We start from the raw sequence: 17,026 nt of genomic DNA, 5'->3' as shown, positions 1-17,026 counted from the left end.
ACGACCGTACAGGACGGGCGTCGAGGTGGGGGCGGACGATGGCGCGGTTACTGGGACGGCTGGGTGGCTGGTGTGCTCGCCACGGGAAGATCGTGCTGATCTTATGGGTGGTCGCGGCAGGCGCGCTGATGGGCTCGAACCTCGTGTTCGCCAGCCCCACCAGCAACGACGCCAGCATCCCCGGCACCGACGCGCAGCGCGCGCACGACCTCATGAAGGAGGGTTTCGGCCCCGGCTACGGCACGGGCGGCACGGTGCAGCTGCTCGTGTACTCCGCCGGCGGGCCGCTGATCGAGAAGGCGCGCAAGGAGGCCGTCGAGGACGCCATCGACCGGCTGACGGACATGCCCCACGTCGTCCAGGTCGACACGCCCTTCCGTAAGGGCGGCATCTCCTCCAACCTGCAGATCGGGCTCATCGGCATCCGCATGGAGGGTCACGACAGCACCAAGCTGGCCGCGACCACCCAGGCCCTGTCGAAGGCCGCCGATCCGGCCCGCGCCGCCGGGCTCGAAGTGGTGCCCGCCGACAGCTCCACGCCCGCCGACAAGGAGATCAAGACCGGGCCCAGCGAGATCATCGGCGTGATCTGCGCGCTGCTGGTGCTGGTGTTCGCGTTCGGGACGCTGGTGGCCGCGATGGTCCCGATCTTCGTCGCGCTGGTCAGCGTCGCCTCGGGGCTCGGCCTGATCGGGCTGCTCGGCTGGGTGGTCGACATGCCCAAGCAGGCCGGCATCATGGCCACGATGATCGGGCTCGGCGTGGGCATCGACTACGCGCTGTTCCTGCTGTCCCGCCACCGCCGGCTGCTGGCCGAAGGGGTGCCCGTCGTGGAGTCCGTACGCCGGACCGTGGCCAGTTCGGGCGGCGCCGTCGTGTTCGCGGGCGGCACGGTGATCATCGCGTTGAGCGCGCTGATGCTGGCCGGCTTCCCGCTGCTGGCCACGCTCGGCTGGGTCACCGGCATCTCGGTCGTCGCCGCCGTGCTGACCTCGATCACGCTCGTCCCCGCCCTGCTCGGGCTGCTCGGCCACCGGGTCAACGCGCTCAAGGTGCCCTTCCTGCGCGGCGGCGGCTCGGCCGGCACCGGCTGGGCCGGGCTGGGGTCGTGGGTGGCGCGCCGCCCGTGGCGGGTGCTGTTCGCCAGCGCGCTCGTCCTGGCCGCCCTGGCCGCGCCCGCCCTCGCGCTGAAGCTGGGCCCGCTCGACGAGGGGTACGGCGCGCAGGGCTCGGAGCCGCGCCGGGCGTACGAGCTGATGGCCACCGGCTTCGGCGCGGGCAGCAACGGCCCGCTCATCGTGGTGGCCGAGCTGCCCTCGAAGGTGGCCGGCGCCAAGGACCCGATCGTCGACCAGCTCGCCCGCGAGGTGAAGGACGTCGACGGCGTCGCGCACCTGGGCGACCCCAAGGTGAACACCTCCGGCCGCTCGGTCCTGCTCCAGGTCGTCACCGACTACGCCCCCAGCGACAGCCGGGCCGCCGACGTGGTCAGGGGCATCAGGGCCATCGCGCTGCCCGGCATCGACGTGCACGTCGGTGGCAAGGTGGCCGGTCTGACCGACGCCGGGGACCGGATGGCGGAGCGCACCCCGCTGGTCATCGGCGTGGTGGTGCTGCTGAGCGCCCTGCTCCTGCTGCTGGCCTTCCGCGCGCCGGTCGTCGCGATCAAGGCGGCGGTGATGAACCTGGTGTCGCTGGGCGCCGCGTTCGGGGCGCTGGCCATGGTGTTCTCGATCGGTCTGGGCAGCGGGCTGGTGGGCATGGATCCGCCGGTGAGCTCCTCGTTCCTGCAGACGCTCTTCTTCAGCGTGCCGATCGAGAGCTATGTGCCGTTGATGCTGTTCGCGGTGCTGTTCGGGTTGTCGATGGACTACGAGGTGTTCCTGCTGACGGCGGTGCGGCAGGCGTACACGAAGCATGGGGACAACTCGCGGGCCGTCGCTGAGGGGCTCGGCACGACGGGGCGGGTCATCACCTCCGCCGCGCTGATCATGGTGGCCGTGTTCGTGGCGTTCATCGCCTATCCGGACGCGATGGTGAAGACGTTCGGGGTGGGGCTGGCGGTGGCCGTCGCGGTGGACGCGACGATCATCCGCGGGTTCCTGGTCCCCGCCACGATGGTGCTGCTGGGCCGGCTGAACTGGTGGTGCCCGCGCTGGCTGGACCGGCTGCTGCCGAACCTGTCGGTGGAGGGCCACGAGGAGGACGAGGTCGCGCCCCCGCGCCCGGAGCCGGTCAAGGCTGGCGTTTGACGGGGCTCCGAGTCAGTCGGTGTCGGCGAGGTCGCAGGCGGGGACCCAGCCGGAGATGCCGGTGGTCACGTTGCGGCCGTGGTGCCACAGGGTGCTCTCGAAGTCGGCGCACCGGAAGAGGCCGTGCTGCTGGGACCAGACGGACTCGAAGCCCTGCCCCGGGTGGCCCAGGCCGTTGCGGCCGGAGTCCGCCCGGGGTTCGCTCCAGATGACGACGCCCTGGGAGCCGAAGTCGTACAGGCGCGCGGCCTGGGCGGGGACCGGGCCGCCCAGAGTCAGGGCCGTGAGCAGGCCGGCCGTGGCGGCTCGTCCGATGCGCACCGCGCCTGCCTCTGTCGTGTTCGCCACGTCGCTCAGCGTATGCGGTCGATCGCTCAATGTTCCAGCGGTTGCTCCGCGCGCCGCCAGCCGAGGTAGCCGCCGTCCAGGGGCCGGGCGTCGTAGCCGTGCTCGCGCAGCAGGCGCACCGCCTCGGGGGAGACCACACAGTACGGCCCGCCGCAGTACGCCACGATCTCCGCGTCCGCCGGCAGGTCGTCGAGCCGGTCGAGCAGCTCGGCCAGCGGCACCGAGATCGCGCCGGGGACGTGGCCGGCCGCGTAGTCGGCCGCCGAGCGCACATCGAGCACCACCGTGCCCGGATCGGCGAGCCGCTCCGCCAGCTCGCCGGCGGTCACGCCCGTCAGTGAGCCGAGCCGCGACCGCACGGCCTCACGCAGGCCGGCCAGCCGGTCGTGCGCGAACTCCTGCAGCTCGCCCAGGAAGCGCGACACCCGTTCGTCGGCCAGCCGGTAGTAGAGGCGGGTGCCCTCCCGCCGGCTGGTGACGAGCTGGGCGGCGCGGAGCTGCTGGAGTTGCGCCGAGGTGTTCTTGAGCGGGATCTCCGCCGCCCGCGCCAGCTCCTCGACCGTGCGCTCGCGCTGGTCGAGCACGTCGAGCAGGCGCAGCCGCACCGGGCTGGCCAGGGCCTTGGAGATGCGGGCGAGCTGCTCGTAGATCGGCTCTTCCGGGAACGCCGTCATCAGACCATGTACTGGTCGTGGCGCAGGTACACGTCGGTCCACTCCTCGGCCGTGAGCTGCCGCCCGCCGGCGGCGATCTCGGCCAGCTCCTCGAAGTACGCCTCGCGGGGGGCGCCCGGCGTGAACAGGATCAGCATCGTGGCCGGCTCGCCCGACTCGTTCCTGAAGGCGTGCACGCCGCCCTCGGGCAGGAACAGGAAGTCGCCGGGCCGCCCGTCGGCCCACGTGACGCCGTCGTAGAGCCGGATGGTGCCGGACAACACGTAGAACGACTCGGTCATGGTCCGGTGGAAGTGCGGGTCGGGGCCGGACGGGCGCGGGCCCATCTCCCACCGGTACAGGCCGTAGGCGCCGTTGGTGGAGCCGCCCGTGGCCAGGTAGTGCACCTGCGTGCCGCCGGTGCCGATGGACAGGTCCGGCTTGCGGCCGGCCTCCTTGAAGTCACCGCCGCGCTCGCCGTGCTCGCCGAAGTAACGGGGTTCGGGGTAGGACATGCCGCCTCCTCTAATATTCTAAGGAAACGTAGAATAACAGGATTCAGAAGATGATGACCGTACGGGCCACCGAGCCCTGCCGGACGTGCTCCACCGCCTCGTTGATCTGGTCGAGCGGCAGGCGCTCCGAGATCAGGCCGTCGAGGTCGAGGCGGCCCCGCAGATACTGCCCGGCCAGCATGGGCAGGTCGCGGTGCGGCGCGGCGTCGCCGCCCTGGGTGCCCATGAGGCGGCGGGAGGAGAACAGCAGGCCCGTGTCCAGCTCCAGGGGATGGCCGGCGGGCGGGCTGCCGACCATGACCGTGGTGCCGCCCGGCTGGGTCGCGGCGAACGCCTGGGCCAGCACGCCGGGGGCGCCCGTCGCGTCGAAGGCGTAGTCGACGCCGCCCTTGACCAGCTCGCCCACCTGGCGCGGGAGATCCGTGGCCAGCAGGGTGTGGGTGGCGCCGAAGCGCTCGGCCAGCTTGAGCTTCTGCTCGGCCACGTCGGCGGCGATGATCGTGGTGGCGCCCGCGAGCACCGCGCCCTGGATGACGTTGAGCCCGACGCCGCCGCAGCCCACGACGAGGACGCCGGCGCCCGGCGGAACCTGGGCGACGTTCAGGACCGCGCCGACGCCGGTGACGACGCCGCAGGCCAGCAGGCCCATGACGTCGAAAGGGGCGTCTTTCGCGATCTTCACGCACATGGGCTCGCCGACCACCGCGTACTCGGCGAACGCCCCGATGCCGATGAAGCGGCGGGTCTCCACGCCGTCCAGCGTGATCCTCGGCAGGCCGCCCATGATGGCCGGAAGCCTGGCGGGGCCCGAGCACAGGTGGAAGCGGCCCGCGCCGCACGGGCGGCAGCGGCCGCAGGGGCCGCTCATGGAGATGATGACGTGGTCGCCGGGCTTGACGGTGGTGATGTTCGTACCGACGCTCTCCACGACCCCGGCGCTCTCGTGCCCGAGGATGAACGGCAACCTGCTCACCACGGGGCTCTTGCCGTCGATGGCCTTGAGGTCGGAGCCGCACACGCCCGACGCCTTGATCTGCACGCGGACCTCGCCGGGGCCCGGGTCGGCGATCTCGACCTCGCGGATCTCCATGGGGGCGTGGAACCTGGTCAGTACGGCCGCGCGCATCAGCATGCGCCAAACGGTAACCCGGCCGCATATCGTGAGCAAGCGGTTGCTCGGGAGCCCGTTGACACCCCTGGCGGGCGAATTTACGCTCGGCGCAAAACCAAGCGAGCGCTAGGCCAAATCGCAGGAGGCCATCATGGTACGGCGGGGCCCGGTGGTACTCATGGCGACGTTGCTCGTCGCCGGGTGTGCGGCCCAGCAGCAGGGCACGGGCGGCGCGTCCGCCCCAGGCGTGACCGACACGACGATCAAGGTCGGCGGCGTGCTGACCAAGACCAGCGCCAGCGGATATTCCACCAAGGACGCCGAGATCGGGGCCAAGGCCAGGTTCGAGCGGGCCAACGCCGAGGGCGGCGTGCACGGGCGGAAGATCGAGTTCCTCGGGGCCGAGGACGACGGGCAGGACGCGGCCAAGGGCGACTCGGCGGCCAAGAAGCTCGTGCAGAAGGACCAGGTGTTCGCCCTGATCCCCGTGCACGCCCCCAACTTCGGCGGCGCCGCCTTCCTGGAGCAGCAGGGTGTCCCGTGGTTCGGCTGGGCGACGGGCCCGCAGTGGTGCGGCACGAAGACCGGCTTCGGCTACAACGGCTGCCTGGCGCCCAAGCAGGGGGCCGGCTCGCAGACGTGGTGGGGCCGGCAGATGGCCGACCTGCTCGGCGGCGCCACGGGCAAGAGCGTCTACGTCCAGACCTCCGACTCCAGCGGCAGCAAGTACGGCGGCACCACGATCTCCCAGTCGTTCACCGCGGCCGGATTCGAGCTGGCCGGCGTGAACTCGGGCCTGCCGGCCGCCGCGCCACCACCTGACTGGCTCCCGTACGTCAACAAGATCATGACCTCGAACGACGGCCAGGCCCCGGACATCGTGGTCTCCGTGATCGCCGGCACGAAGTTCAACGTCGGGCTCTACGGGGCGCTGAAACGGGCCGGGTACAAGGGCGTGCTCACCGACGCCACCAGCTATGACGCCGCCATCCTGAAGGACCAGGCCACCGCGCAGGCCCTGGAGGGCGTGCTGGCCGCGCCGATGTTCGAGCCGTTCGAGTCGAGCGCCCCGGAGATCGCCAAGCTCAAGCAGGACGTCGAGAAGGCCGCCCCGGGCACCGCGCTCACCCAGCACCTCGCGATCGGCTACTGGGCGGCCGACATCTTCCTCGACATGCTGAACAAGACCGGCAAGGACCTCACCAGGGAGAAGTTCCTGGCCACGGGCAACGGCTCCTACCTCTACGAGAACGCGGGCTTCGGCAAGATCCAGTATCCCAGGGACCACAGCGAGCCGAACGGCTGCGGCGCCCTGGTCAAGCTGGAGAGCGGCGCCTTCCAGGTGGCCAAGAGCATGAAGTGCTTCGACAACGTGCCGCTCAAATGATCGTTGGCTACGTGCTCAGCGGCCTGGTCACCGGAGCGATCTTCGCGATCATGGGATCGGGCCTGACACTGTCGTACGCGGCGACCGGGGTGTTCAACTTCGCCCACGGCGCACTCGGATTCCTGTCCGCCCTGCTGTTCTACGAGCTCAACGTGGCCGCCGGGCTGCCCGCCTGGGTGTCGGCGCTGATCGCGGTGGTGCTGTTCGCGCCCGCGCTCGGCTACGTGCTGCACAAGGTGATGTTCCGGGGGCTCGCCCGGGCGGGGGAGACCGCGCAGATCGTCGCCACGATCGGGCTCACGATCGCGCTGCCCGCGCTGGGCCTGCTGATCGTGGACCTGGCCGGGCTGCCGCCCGCGGACGCGACCTCGCTGCCGCGTGGCGTCGGGCCGCATCCGGCCCGCCCGCTCGACGTGCTCGGCGTGCGCCTGGACACCGATCAGCTCATCACGTTCGCCTTCTCGGCGGTGGCCGCGGCCGGACTGTGGGCGTTCCTGCGGCACACCCCGTACGGGCTGCGCATGCGGGCCTCCGTGGACCGCCGCCGCCTGGCCACGCTGCGCGGCATCGACGCCGACCGCACCTCGGCGCTGGCCTGGATGCTCGGCTCGGGGCTGGCCGGGCTCGCCGGGGTGCTGGCGGTGTCGGTGCTCGGGCTGGACGCGACCGCGTACACGGTGTTGTTGTTCGCCTCGGCCACGGCGGCGGTGTTCGGGCGGTTGCGGTCGATCCCCTGGACGTTCGCGGCCGGGCTCGCGCTCGGCGTGGTCCAGAACCTGGTCGCCGGCTACACCGACTTCCTCGAAGAGGTCACCGGGCTGCGGACGGCGGTGCCGGTGATCCTGCTCTTCGCCGGTCTCGTCCTGCTGAACAGGTCGCGTGATCGGATCGCGGGCAGCGCCAGCGAGGACGCGCCGCCGCCGGACCACCTGGCGGGGCTGCCGCCCTGGCGCCGGCGACTGCCGTGGGCGCTGGGCCTGGCCGCGCTGCTCGCCTTCGCCTTCCTGGCCTCGGAGTACTACGTGGGCGTGGCCGCGCAGGGGCTCGTGCTGGCGCTGATCTTCTGCTCGTTCGTGGTGGTCACCGGGATCGGCGGCATGGTGAACCTGGCTCAGGCCGCCTTCGCCTCGATGGCCGCGCTGACCTGCGGGTGGGCGTTCTCCTCGGGGCTGCCGTTCGTCGTGGCGATCCTGCTGGGCGTGCTGGCGGCCGGCGCCGTCGGGATGCTGGTGGCGCTGCCCGCACTGCGGCTGGGCGGGCGGGTGCTGACGCTGGCCACGCTCGCCCTGGCGCTGCTGGCCGATCAGGTGTTGTTCCAGGTGGACGCGTTCAGCAACGGGACGATCGGGTGGCCGTTGCCGGCGCTCGGGTTCGGCTTCGCCGACACCTCGGATCCGCGGGTGCGGGTGGTGGTGCTGCTCGTGCTGATCGGGCTCGTCGCCCTGCTGGTACGCAATCTCGAACGGTCGGCTTCCGGGCGGGCGATCCTGGCCGTGCGGTCGGCGCCGGCCGCCGCGACCACGTCGGGGTTGTCGGCGTCCCGTACCAAGATCATGCTTTTCGTGCTGGCGTCGGCGATCGCGGGGCTGGGCGGGGTGCTGTTCGCGATCTCCAAGGGCTCGATCACCGCCACCGACCTGCCGGCCTTCGCCGGGTTCGTGTGGCTGGCCGTGGTGGTGCTCCAAGGGGTGCGGCGGATCGGCGGCGCGGTGCTCGGGGGGCTCGTCGCCGTGGTCGTGCCCGAGCTGCTGGCCGTCTGGGACGTGTCCGCGCACGTCGGGGCCATTCTGTTCGGGGCCGGGGGGATGATCCTGGCCCGGCATCCCGACGGGGTGCTCACCCAGCTCGCCGAAATCCGCCACCGCCGCCGGCCGCCGCGGACGGTCTCCGCGCAGGAGGACGCGCCGGCGGAGAAAGTCGTCTCCGGGGCGGTGCCTGGGGGAGGGGCGGGGCCGGTCGCCGGGCGGCCGTTGTTCGTGCTCGAAGGCGTCGTCGCCGGGTACGCGGACTGCACCGTGCTGCGCGGCGTGGACCTGGCCGTCCAGCCGGGCGAGGTGGTCGCGCTGCTCGGCGCGAACGGCGCGGGGAAGTCCACCGCCTGCGCGGTGGCCGCCGGCGACCTGCCCGCCACCAGCGGCCGGATCCTGCTGGACGGCGTGGACGTGACCGCCTGGCCCGCCCACCGCAGGGCACGGTCGGGCATCCTGCTCGCCCCGGAGGGGCGCGGCGTCTTCCCCGGTCTCACCGTGGAGGAGAACCTGCGGACCTGGCTGCCCGACCCCGCACCCGTCTACGAGCGGCTGCCGCAGCTCGCGGCGCGCCGCACCGTGCTCGCCGGCGCGCTGTCCGGCGGCGAGCAGCAGCTCCTCACCCTGGCCCCGGCGCTGATCCGGCCGCCGCGGGTGCTGGTCGCCGACGAGCCGTCACTCGGGCTCGCGCCGCTGGTGGTGCGGCAGGTGTTCGAGGTCTTCGCCGAGTTGCGGGCGCGCGGGGTGGCGCTGCTGCTGGTCGAGGAGAAGGCCACGGAGGCGTTGGCGATCGCCGACCGGGTGGCGTTCATGCGGCTGGGCCGCGTCACGTGGACGGGCCCGCGTTCCGAGGTGGACAGCGAACGGCTGACCGCCGCCTACCTGGGGGTGAGCTGACATGCTGGCCGTGGAGGGCGTGTCGGTGGCGTTCGGCGGGGTCAAGGCGCTGGATCGGGTGTCGTTCGAGGCCGGCGCCGGGCAGGTCTGCGGCGTGATCGGGCCGAACGGGGCGGGCAAGACGACGCTGTTCGACGTGGTGTCGGGGCTGCGCAGGCCCAGCGAAGGGCGCGTCAGCGTGGCGGGCCGGGACCTGACCGGTGTGTCACCGGTCCGGCGGGCCAGGGCCGGGCTGCGCCGCACGTTCCAGCGCACGCAGGTCTTCGGCCGGCTCACCGTGGCCGGCAACGTGCTGGCCGCGCTCGACTGGCACGGCGGCGGTGGCGGGCTCGCCGCCGACCTGATCGGCTGGCCGGGCCGGCGGCGGCTCGAACGCGAGCGCGGCGAGCGCGTGGCCGAGGTGCTGGAGCTCTGCGGGCTCACCCCGCTGCGCGACGCGTACGCCGCCGCGCTCCCCGTCGGCCAGCGCCGGCTCGTCGAGCTGGCCAGGGCCCTCGCCGACCGGCCGCGCCTGCTGCTGCTCGACGAGCCCACCTCCGGCCTGGACGCCGGCCAGACCGCCCGCCTCGGCGAGGTCGTGCGGGCCCTGGAGACGACCGTGCTGCTGGTCGAGCACGACATGGGCTTCGTCATGGACACCTGTGACCGGATCATCGTGCTCGACCTGGGCAAGGTGATCGCCACCGGCACGCCCGCCGAGATCAGGCGGAACCCGGTCGTCCGGGCCGCCTACCTCGGCTAGGCGTGCCGCTCGGACCCGCCGCCAGGCGTCCCGCCTCGGTCAGGCGTGCCGCTCGGTGCTCGGTCAGGCGTGCCGCTCGGTGAAGGAGAGGATCTGACGCCAGGCGTCCTCGCAGGCCTCGGCCCACTCGCCGTACGTGCGGTCGAAGAAGGAGTGCGGCGCGCCCTCGTAGATGTGGATCTCGTGCTCGGTGCCCACCTGGTGGAGGGCGGCCTCGTACGCGTCGAACTCCTGCGGCGTCGTGACGGTGTCGGCTCCGGCTCTGAGGAAGAGCAGTGGCGCGCCCGGCCCGGTCTCCGGCTTGCCGACGGCGCGCAGGGCGCCGTAGAAGCCGATGCCGCCCGAGAGGCCGTTGCCGCCCTCGGCCGCCTGCCGCCACGAATGGGCGCCGCCCATGCAGAAGCCGACCGTGAACACGGGGCCGCTCAGCTCCTCGGTGGCGGCCCGCGCGTCGGCCCGGACCGTGTCGCTGGTGACCTGCTTGACGTGGGTCATGAAGTCGAAGTCGTCGCCGCGGTCGCCCAGGCCCGCCGTACGGCCGAAGTAGTCGATCGCGATCGTGCGGAAGCCCGCCTCGGCGAAGCGGATGGCCAGGTCACGGTAGAAGGGATGCAGGCCGCGTACGTCGGGCAGGATCACGATGCCGCGCCCGTTGGGCTCGGCGGGCTCGGCCCGATAGGCGAGCAGCCGATTGCCGTCGGCGGCGGTCAGCTCCGTCAAGTCGTGCGAGGCCACCTCGCCTTGGATCGGCGGGGCGGGCGGTCTGCTGTCGGTGGAATGGCACATGTGATCAGCATTCCCCTCAAAGGTCACGCTATCCAAACCCGCTCGGAGTCAGGATGGGCGGGGCGGGTGATGCTGGGGTGACTGGAGTGCCGAACGGCGGTCACGCGGAGGCCGATCGGCGCCGGCGAGCGGTTGTGCGGCGGTGCGCGTACTTCGACGATCGAGGGGTACGGCTCACCTCCCGTGGAAGGACAACGCATGGCATTCCACCCCAATCTCGACCCTGGCCTTCGTGCCGTGATCGAGCAGTCACCCCTTGTGGCGTTCGACCTCGCGAACATGACGCCCGCGGAGCTGGCCGACGTCAGGGCGCAGGCCCACGCGTTCCTCTCGGCCACCCCGCCGCCCGAGACCGACGTGCTGATCGAGGACCGGCAGGTGCCGGGGCCGGACGGCGCGCCCGACCTCCGGGTACGCGTCTACCGCCCGGCCGGCGAGGCGTCGCAGGCGCGGCCGGGGCTCTACTGGATCCACGGCGGCGGGATGATCCTGGGCCTGCCCGAGTTCGACGACCCGATGATGATCGACTATGTCGAGCGGCTCGGCGTCGTCGCGGTCTCCGTCGACTACCGGCTGGCGCCGGAGCATCCGGATCCCGCGCCGGTCGAAGACTGCTACGCGGGCCTCGTGTGGACCGCCAAGTCGGCGGCCGAGCTGGGCATCGACCTCGCGCGGCTGGCCGTGGGCGGCGCCAGCGCGGGCGGCGGGCTGGCCGCCGGGACCGTCCTGCTCGCCCGCGACAGGGGCGGCCCCGACGTGCTCTTCCAGCTCCTCGTCTGCCCGATGCTGGACGATCGCAACACCACCCCGTCCAGTCAGGAGTTCACCGACGCGGTGGTCTGGGACCGGGCCGCGAACCTGTTCGGCTGGACCTGCCTGCTCGGCGACCGGCGGGGCACGGGCGACGTGTCCCCGTACGCGGCGCCCGCGCGGGCCGCCGACCTCGCCGGGTTGCCGGCGGCGTTCATCGACGTGGGGGAGCTGGAGGTGTTCAGGGACGAGGACATGGACTACGCCCTGCGGCTGGCGCGGGCCGGGGTGTCCACCGAGTTCCACCTCTATCCCGGGGCCTTTCACGGGTTCGACGGCATGGTGCCGGGGGCCGAGCTCAGCAAGCGGGCCAAGGCGGCGCGGCTGGCGGCGCTCAAGCGGGCGTACCAGGTCTGACTCCGGTGCGGCGGGCTGGCGGCCGTACCAAGCGTGCGCTAGGTTGGTTTATGTGGATCTCGACTTCTCCCCGGCCGAGCGGGACTTCCGCGCCGAGGTTCGCGAGTGGCTGAGCACCCACGTGCCGGCACCGCTCCCGTCCATGGACACCCCCAACGGCTTCGCGGCGCACCGCGACTGGGAGGCGCTGCTGGCCGGCGCGCGGCTGTCCACCGTCTCCTGGCCCGTCGAGTACGGCGGGCGCGGCGCGTCCCTGATCGACTGGCTGATCTTCGAGGAGGAGTACTGGGCCGCCGGAGCACCCGCACGCGTCACCCAGAACGGCATCTTCCTCCTGGCGCCGTCCCTGATGAGATTCGGCACGGCCGGGCAGCGCGACCGCTGGCTGCTCCGCATGACCAGGGCCGAGGACGTGTGGGCGCAGGCGTGGTCGGAGCCGGAGGCGGGCAGCGACCTGGCCGCGCTGACCTCCAGGGCCGAGCCCGTGCCCGGGGGCTGGCGGCTGCACGGGCACAAGACGTGGAGCTCGCGGGCCTCGTACGCCACGCACGGGTTCGGGCTCTTCCGCACCTCGGGGACGCGGCACAAGGGGCTGACGTACTTCCTGTTCCCCCTCGACGACGTGGCCGTCCGGCCGATCGCGCAGCTCGACGGGCTGCCCGGTTTTGCCGAGCTGCACTTCGACGGGGTGTTCGTGACGGAGTCGATGGTGCTGGGGGAGGTGGGGGACGGGTGGCGGATCGCGATGGCCACCACCTCCTCCGAACGCGGCCTCGCCCTGCGCAGCCCCGGCCGCTTCCTGGCCACCGCCGACCGGCTCGTCGGGCTGGCCCGCGCCGATCCCGCGCTGGCCGATCGGGCCGCCAGGTGCTGGGTGGCGGCGGAGGCGTACCGGTTGCACACCTTCCAGACCGCCCGGCGGATCATGGCGGGTGGCGAGGTGGGGGCGGCGGCCAGCATGGGGAAGATCTTCTGGTCCGAGCTGGACCTGCGCATGCACGCCCTGGCCATGGAGGTGCTGGGGGAGCGGGCGGGGGAGACGCCGTGGCTGGACGGGTTCCTGTTCTCCCTGGCCGGGCCCATCTACGCGGGCACGAACGAGATCCAGCGCAACATCGTCGCCGAGCGGGTCCTGGGGCTGCCCCGATGAGCCGCGCGCCGGTGCCCGAGGTGGGGCGATGAACTTCGGCTTCAGTGAGGAGCAGCTCGCCCTGGGCGCGGCGGTGCGTGACGTCCTCCGGGCACACTGCCCGCCGGCCGCGCTCCGGTCCGAGCGGCGGCCGGGCTGGGCGCAGCTCGCCGGGCTGGGCCTGTTCGGCTCGCTGCTGCCGCCCGAGGCCGACGGGCTGGGGCTCGGGCTGACCGACCTGCTGCCCGCGCTGGAGGAGACCGGGCGCGCCTGCCTGCCCGGCCCGGTCGTGGAGACCGTCGTGGCGGCGCCGTACCTGCCGGCGGGCGCGCACAAGCCGGCCTCCGGCGCCGTGTGCGTCAGCGTGCTGCTGCCCGGTCAGGTGTACGCGCCGGACGCCGACCTCGCCGACCTGCTGGTGGTGGCGCGGGACGACGGGCTGCGGCTGGTCTCCCGGGAGTCCGTACGCCTGACGCCCCGGCCGGGCGTCGATCCGAGCCGGCCGCTGTTCGAGGTGGCCTTCGAGGAATCGGAGGGGCTGGGCGGCTCAGCCGTTCCCGCGCTGCGGCGCATCACGGTCGCGACCGCCGCGCAGCTCATCGGGGTCGCCAGGGAGTTGCTGGCGGTCACCGTCGCCTACGCGCGGGCGCGGACGCAGTTCGGCGCTTCGATCGGGTCGTTCCAGGCGGTCAAGCACCAGCTCGCCGACGTGGCCGTGGCCGTGGAGTTCGCCGCGCCGCTGGTGCACAGAGCGGCCCTGTCGGTGGACGCGTCCGGTCCGCCGGACGACGCCGCCGACGGGGCGGTCCTGTCGGTGGACGCGTCAGGTCTGCCGGCCGGCGACGGGGCGGTGGACGCGCCGGCGTTGCCGGACGGTGTCGCCGAGCGGGATGTGAGCGCCGCCAAGGCCGCCGCCGGTGACGCCGCCGCGCTGGCGGCGCGGGTGGCGCTGCAGGTGCACGGCGCGATCGGCTACACCGAGGAGCTCGACCTGCGGTTCTGGCTCGCGCGGGCCTGGTCCCTGTCCGCCGCGTACGGCACCACGGCCGTGCACCGCGAACGCCTGCGCACCGCCCTCATCGGTGGCGACCTGCGGAGGTACCCATGACTTCCCGGCGGAGGTGGCGCGGGTGAAGTTCGGTGTGCCGCTCGGCCTGCTGCATCCGGACGCCTGGAAGGACGTGGCGGTGGCGGCCGACGAGCTGGGGTTCGAGTCGGTGTGGTTGCCCGAGCATCTCGTCTTCGCCACCGATTTGTCGCTCGCCGTCTACCCCGGCACCTCCGATCCGGGGATCAAGCCGACGACGCCGCTGTTCGACGCGCCCGCGTACCTGTGCTGGCTGGCCGCGCTGACCTCCAGGGTGCGGCTGGGCACGGCGGTGTACCTGCTCGGCCTGCGCCATCCGTTCGTGTCGGCCCGTGCGTTCGCCACGCTCGACGTGCTCTCGGGGGGCCGGGCGATCTGCGGGGTCGGCGCCGGCTGGTACCGGGGGGAGTGGGAGGCGGCGGGGGTGCCGTTCGCCGGCCGGGGGGCGCGGCTGGACGAGGCCATCGAGGTGGTCAGGCGGCTCTGGACCGAGCCGGTGGTCGCCCATACGGGTGCCTTCTACACCTTTCCCGAGGTCGCGTTCGAGCCCAAGCCGGTGCAGCGGCGGCTGCCCGTGCTCGCGGGGGGCGAGTCGGCGGCCGCGCTGCGCCGGGCCGCCCGGAACTGCGACGGGTGGATCAGCATGCCGCACACGATCGAGTCGATCAGGCCGCAGCTCGACCGGCTCGGGGCGGGCGTGCCCGTGACGGCCCACGCCTATGCGCTGGCCGCTCCGGACGAGGTGCCCGCCTGGGAGTCGCTCGGGGTGGAACGGCTGATCGTCCGGCCGTGGACCCGCAGCCGGGACGCCGTCTCCCGGCTGGCCGCCTTCGCCGCCGAGTACGGCGTCAGGAGCAGCGGCGAGTTGTGATCAGGCTCGGTGGCGGCCCTTTCCTGGCTCGGTCGTGCTGCCCGCGCGGACCAGCTCGCGGTGGCGGCGGCCGCGCAGCGGGGCGTCCTGGGTGAACGGATCGGTCGTGCTGCCCGCGCCGACCAACTCGCGGTGGCGGCGGCCACGGGCCGGAGACTCGGCGGGGTGGTCGGCCGGGTGGCGGGCAGGCTCTCCGTCGGGGCGGGCGTGGCGGCGGCCCCGGTGGGTGGCGCCGATGCCGCCCGACGGGTCGAAGAGGTTCCCACCGGTGCGACGGGGGCGGTTGAAGGCGTCGAACGTGCTGGTGGCGCCCGGGATGATGACGCGCTCGAACGAGCCGGCGCCGACGATGCGCTGGAGCGGGCCGGTGTCCAGGACGACCTCGATCGGGCCGGTGTCGTCGGTGAACTCGTAGCGGTCCCGGTCGAAGGGGTCTCGATCGAAGGCCATGTCGAAGGGGTCCTGGTCGAAGCCGGACTCGAAGGGGGTCGCGGCGAAGCCGGATTCGAGAGGGTTCGTGGCGAAGGGGGACTCGGCGGCATTGGTGCCGAAGGCCGGGTTGAGGGGATGGGCGGCGCTGCGGTGCTGGGGGAGGTCCGAGGGGACGTGGTCCGGCGTGGCGTCCGTGGCGAGGTCGAACGGCCTGGTGTCGAGCGGCCGCCGCCCCCGCCTGGCGTGCCGGGCGCCGCCGCGCCGGCCGGCGTCCCCGGCGCCGGGCCGAGTCGAGCCGGGGGCCGTGAGGCGCCCGAAGGCGTCGGAGGAGGTGCTGTGCCGGGAGGCGTCGGAGGACGTGCCGTGGCCGAGGGCATGTCGGGCGGTGACGGCGCCGAGGGGGTTCGGGGTGGTGAGGCGGCCGGGGGTGGCCGGGGTGGCGGTGAGTGAGGCCGGGTTCGTGGCGAGCAGGCCGCCGGTGGCGGTGGTCTCGGCCGTTGCCAGGAGCGGGGCCTTCCGCGCGAAGCGGCGACGACGGCGGCGGGCGGCGTGGGAGCCGGCCGGGCGCGGCGCTGGGCCCGCTGCGGCGGCGGCCGGAGCCATCCGGACGCGGCGGGTCTTGGCCACGGCGAGCAGCGCGAGGGCGGCCACCAGGGCCGTGCCGATCAGGGCAGGGGAGTCGAGGCCCGGCAGCGGGCTGCCGGCGGCGGCGTCCACGTGCGTGGGCAGCGGCTCGGCGGTCGCCGCCGTGGTGTCCGCCGTCGCCGGCTTGGCGTGTTTGCCCGCCTTGGCGGTGGTGGGCGCGGAAGAGGCGCCGGCCTGCGGGGTCGTCGCCGACCCGGACACAGCCGCCGAGCCCGGCCCCGAGTCGGCCGGCGAGCCCGTGTCCGCTGAGGAGGCCGACTTCGACGGCGAGGTCTTGGACTGCGTGCGGTCCTGGGTTCGGTCCTGCGTTTGATTCTGCGTTTGATCGCGGGGCCGGCCCTGGGGTTGTCCCTGCGCCTGGTCCTGGGTCAGGCCTTGGGCCTCGGCCGGGGTCTGGCCGTCGGTCTGTCCCTGGGTCTGCGCCTGGCCCCGCCCGGGCGTCTGGGACTGGATCCGGTCCTCGCGGGCGGACTGGCCGGGCAGGGGAGCGGGTTGCCCCGCATCACGCGGGATCAACGAGCTGAGCGACTCCTCGGGGACCTGGATCGCGCCGTCCGCGGCCTTCTTCGCGGCCGCCTTGTCCAGCCGGGTCTTGATGCGTTCCGGGTAGCCGTAGCCGACCACCTTGCTCGTGTCACGTTCCTTGCGCTTGGCGACGCCGCCGTCGATGTTCCCCTCGATGGTGAAGATCGTGTTGCCTTCGACCCTGGTCACGATGCCGACGTGGTCGATGTTGTCGACGCGGTTCGAGCCGCTCCAGTCGTAGAAGACGATCGCCCCGGGCTTGGGCGTCCTGCCCCACGCCTCCTGCTCCTTGAACCACTTCGCGTGCGCCACCGTCCAGGCGAACTGCCCGACCCAGTCCTCGTAGCCGAGCTTGTGCGCGGCCCACGACAGGTACATGTCGCACCACGGGGCAGCGCTGTAGTCAGCGTCGAACTCGACGTGCTTGCCGTACCAGTCACCGAACTTGGTGAAGCCGGCAGACTTCTCGGAGTAGCCGATCTGGCTCTCGAGCAGGTCGATGAGTTTCTGCATCTCTGGCGTCATGGAAGTACGAGGGAACCTTCCGGACAAGTCCGTGTTTGTCCACGCAGTCCTGGGTAAGGGGGGTAACTCGGGACTCATGTGACACCACGGAGGCCTGGGTCTTCGGTGCTGCCTGAGGTTACCCTGGAGTAATCCCAGCTCAAGCATGGCTCAAGCGAGATTCGGGTCACTCTGGGATCGAAACCGCAGGTCAGCAAGGTTGCCAG

At 72.8% G+C, this 17,026-nt stretch carries 14 protein-coding genes; 8 read left to right on the top strand and 6 right to left on the bottom strand.

Going from position 1 to position 17,026, the window contains the following annotated elements; genetic code table 11:
• Nucleotides 1-38 precede the first annotated feature (38 nt).
• Nucleotides 39-2,252 (top strand): MMPL family transporter, encoded by a 2,214-nt coding sequence (locus ACWD0F_RS43935; RefSeq protein WP_449887857.1) that lies wholly within the window; start codon nucleotides 39-41, stop codon nucleotides 2,250-2,252.
• Nucleotides 2,253-2,264: 12 nt separating this feature from the next.
• On the opposite strand, the gene ACWD0F_RS43930 is transcribed toward ACWD0F_RS43935, so the two are convergent.
• Genes ACWD0F_RS43930 through ACWD0F_RS43915 form a run of 4 tightly spaced genes read right to left on the bottom strand, consistent with a single transcriptional unit; the run spans nucleotide 2,265 to nucleotide 4,900 of the window.
• Nucleotides 2,265-2,600 carry a hypothetical protein gene (locus ACWD0F_RS43930; RefSeq protein WP_449887855.1) on the bottom strand — a complete coding sequence of 112 codons (336 nt, stop codon included), beginning with the start codon at nucleotides 2,598-2,600 and terminating at the stop codon, nucleotides 2,265-2,267.
• 26 nt (nucleotides 2,601-2,626) lie between these two features.
• Entirely contained in the window at nucleotides 2,627-3,274 is a 648-nt protein-coding gene (locus ACWD0F_RS43925) for an ArsR/SmtB family transcription factor (RefSeq protein ID WP_449887853.1), read from the bottom strand.
• Nucleotides 3,274-3,768 carry a cupin domain-containing protein gene (locus tag ACWD0F_RS43920; protein ID WP_449887851.1) on the bottom strand — a complete coding sequence of 165 codons (495 nt, stop codon included), beginning with the start codon at nucleotides 3,766-3,768 and terminating at the stop codon, nucleotides 3,274-3,276. The genes ACWD0F_RS43925 and ACWD0F_RS43920 overlap by 1 nt, the downstream gene beginning before the upstream one ends.
• Nucleotides 3,769-3,811: 43 nt before the next feature.
• Nucleotides 3,812-4,900, bottom strand: coding sequence for an alcohol dehydrogenase catalytic domain-containing protein (locus ACWD0F_RS43915; protein WP_449887849.1), 1,089 nt, complete (start codon nucleotides 4,898-4,900; stop codon nucleotides 3,812-3,814).
• A 157-nt stretch (nucleotides 4,901-5,057) separates the two neighbouring features.
• Between ACWD0F_RS43915 and ACWD0F_RS43910 the strand changes: the two genes are divergently transcribed.
• Genes ACWD0F_RS43910 through ACWD0F_RS43900 form a run of 3 tightly spaced genes read left to right on the top strand, consistent with a single transcriptional unit; the run spans nucleotide 5,058 to nucleotide 9,653 of the window.
• The gene (locus ACWD0F_RS43910; protein WP_449887847.1) at nucleotides 5,058-6,266 is read left to right on the top strand and encodes an ABC transporter substrate-binding protein; all 1,209 of its coding nucleotides are present in this window, start codon (nucleotides 5,058-5,060) and stop codon (nucleotides 6,264-6,266) included.
• On the top strand, nucleotides 6,263-8,911 hold the full coding sequence (locus ACWD0F_RS43905; RefSeq protein WP_449887845.1) for an ABC transporter permease subunit: 2,649 nt from the start codon (nucleotides 6,263-6,265) through the stop codon (nucleotides 8,909-8,911). The genes ACWD0F_RS43910 and ACWD0F_RS43905 overlap by 4 nt, the downstream gene beginning before the upstream one ends.
• A gap of 1 nt (nucleotide 8,912) precedes the next feature.
• On the top strand, nucleotides 8,913-9,653 hold the full coding sequence (locus tag ACWD0F_RS43900) for an ABC transporter ATP-binding protein (protein ID WP_449887843.1): 741 nt from the start codon (nucleotides 8,913-8,915) through the stop codon (nucleotides 9,651-9,653).
• A gap of 63 nt (nucleotides 9,654-9,716) precedes the next feature.
• On the opposite strand, the gene ACWD0F_RS43895 is transcribed toward ACWD0F_RS43900, so the two are convergent.
• The gene (locus ACWD0F_RS43895) at nucleotides 9,717-10,373 is read right to left on the bottom strand and encodes a dienelactone hydrolase family protein (protein WP_449887841.1); all 657 of its coding nucleotides are present in this window, start codon (nucleotides 10,371-10,373) and stop codon (nucleotides 9,717-9,719) included.
• Nucleotides 10,374-10,637: 264 nt separating this feature from the next.
• Between ACWD0F_RS43895 and ACWD0F_RS43890 the strand changes: the two genes are divergently transcribed.
• The 4 genes from ACWD0F_RS43890 to ACWD0F_RS43875 are packed head-to-tail and all read left to right on the top strand — an operon-like array spanning nucleotide 10,638 to nucleotide 14,693.
• A complete protein-coding gene (locus ACWD0F_RS43890; protein ID WP_449887839.1) occupies nucleotides 10,638-11,606 on the top strand; it encodes an alpha/beta hydrolase fold domain-containing protein in 969 nt (322 codons plus the stop codon).
• A gap of 52 nt (nucleotides 11,607-11,658) precedes the next feature.
• Nucleotides 11,659-12,756, top strand: coding sequence for an acyl-CoA dehydrogenase family protein (locus tag ACWD0F_RS43885; RefSeq protein WP_449887837.1), 1,098 nt, complete (start codon nucleotides 11,659-11,661; stop codon nucleotides 12,754-12,756).
• Nucleotides 12,757-12,784: 28 nt separating this feature from the next.
• Nucleotides 12,785-13,843, top strand: a complete 1,059-nt coding sequence (locus tag ACWD0F_RS43880; protein ID WP_449887835.1) for an acyl-CoA dehydrogenase family protein — start codon at nucleotides 12,785-12,787, stop codon at nucleotides 13,841-13,843.
• Nucleotides 13,844-13,865: 22 nt separating this feature from the next.
• The gene (locus ACWD0F_RS43875) at nucleotides 13,866-14,693 is read left to right on the top strand and encodes a TIGR03619 family F420-dependent LLM class oxidoreductase (RefSeq protein WP_449887833.1); all 828 of its coding nucleotides are present in this window, start codon (nucleotides 13,866-13,868) and stop codon (nucleotides 14,691-14,693) included.
• Here ACWD0F_RS43875 and ACWD0F_RS43870 read toward each other — a convergent pair whose 3' ends face one another.
• Nucleotides 14,694-16,808: a CHAP domain-containing protein gene (locus ACWD0F_RS43870; protein ID WP_449887831.1), complete on the bottom strand. Its 2,115-nt coding sequence runs from the start codon at nucleotides 16,806-16,808 to the stop codon at nucleotides 14,694-14,696. It abuts the gene before it with no gap.
• Between the last annotated feature and the right edge of the window lie 218 nt (nucleotides 16,809-17,026).

The organism is Nonomuraea sp. NPDC002799 (assembly GCF_053592075.1).
Note: the sequence above shows the minus strand (reverse complement) of the source record. Positions and strands in the feature narration are given on the sequence as shown.

Coding starts and splice junctions, on each gene's coding strand:
- ACWD0F_RS43935 (WP_449887857.1), top strand. CDS start 39: ATGGCGCGGTTACTGGGACGGCTGGGTGGCTGGTGTGCTCGCCACGGG.
- ACWD0F_RS43925 (WP_449887853.1), bottom strand. CDS start 3,274: ATGACGGCGTTCCCGGAAGAGCCGATCTACGAGCAGCTCGCCCGCATC.
- ACWD0F_RS43920 (WP_449887851.1), bottom strand. CDS start 3,768: ATGTCCTACCCCGAACCCCGTTACTTCGGCGAGCACGGCGAGCGCGGC.
- ACWD0F_RS43915 (WP_449887849.1), bottom strand. CDS start 4,900: ATGCTGATGCGCGCGGCCGTACTGACCAGGTTCCACGCCCCCATGGAG.
- ACWD0F_RS43910 (WP_449887847.1), top strand. CDS start 5,058: ATGGCGACGTTGCTCGTCGCCGGGTGTGCGGCCCAGCAGCAGGGCACG.
- ACWD0F_RS43905 (WP_449887845.1), top strand. CDS start 6,263: ATGATCGTTGGCTACGTGCTCAGCGGCCTGGTCACCGGAGCGATCTTC.
- ACWD0F_RS43900 (WP_449887843.1), top strand. CDS start 8,913: ATGCTGGCCGTGGAGGGCGTGTCGGTGGCGTTCGGCGGGGTCAAGGCG.
- ACWD0F_RS43890 (WP_449887839.1), top strand. CDS start 10,638: ATGGCATTCCACCCCAATCTCGACCCTGGCCTTCGTGCCGTGATCGAG.
- ACWD0F_RS43880 (WP_449887835.1), top strand. CDS start 12,785: ATGAACTTCGGCTTCAGTGAGGAGCAGCTCGCCCTGGGCGCGGCGGTG.
- ACWD0F_RS43870 (WP_449887831.1), bottom strand. CDS start 16,808: ATGCAGAAACTCATCGACCTGCTCGAGAGCCAGATCGGCTACTCCGAG.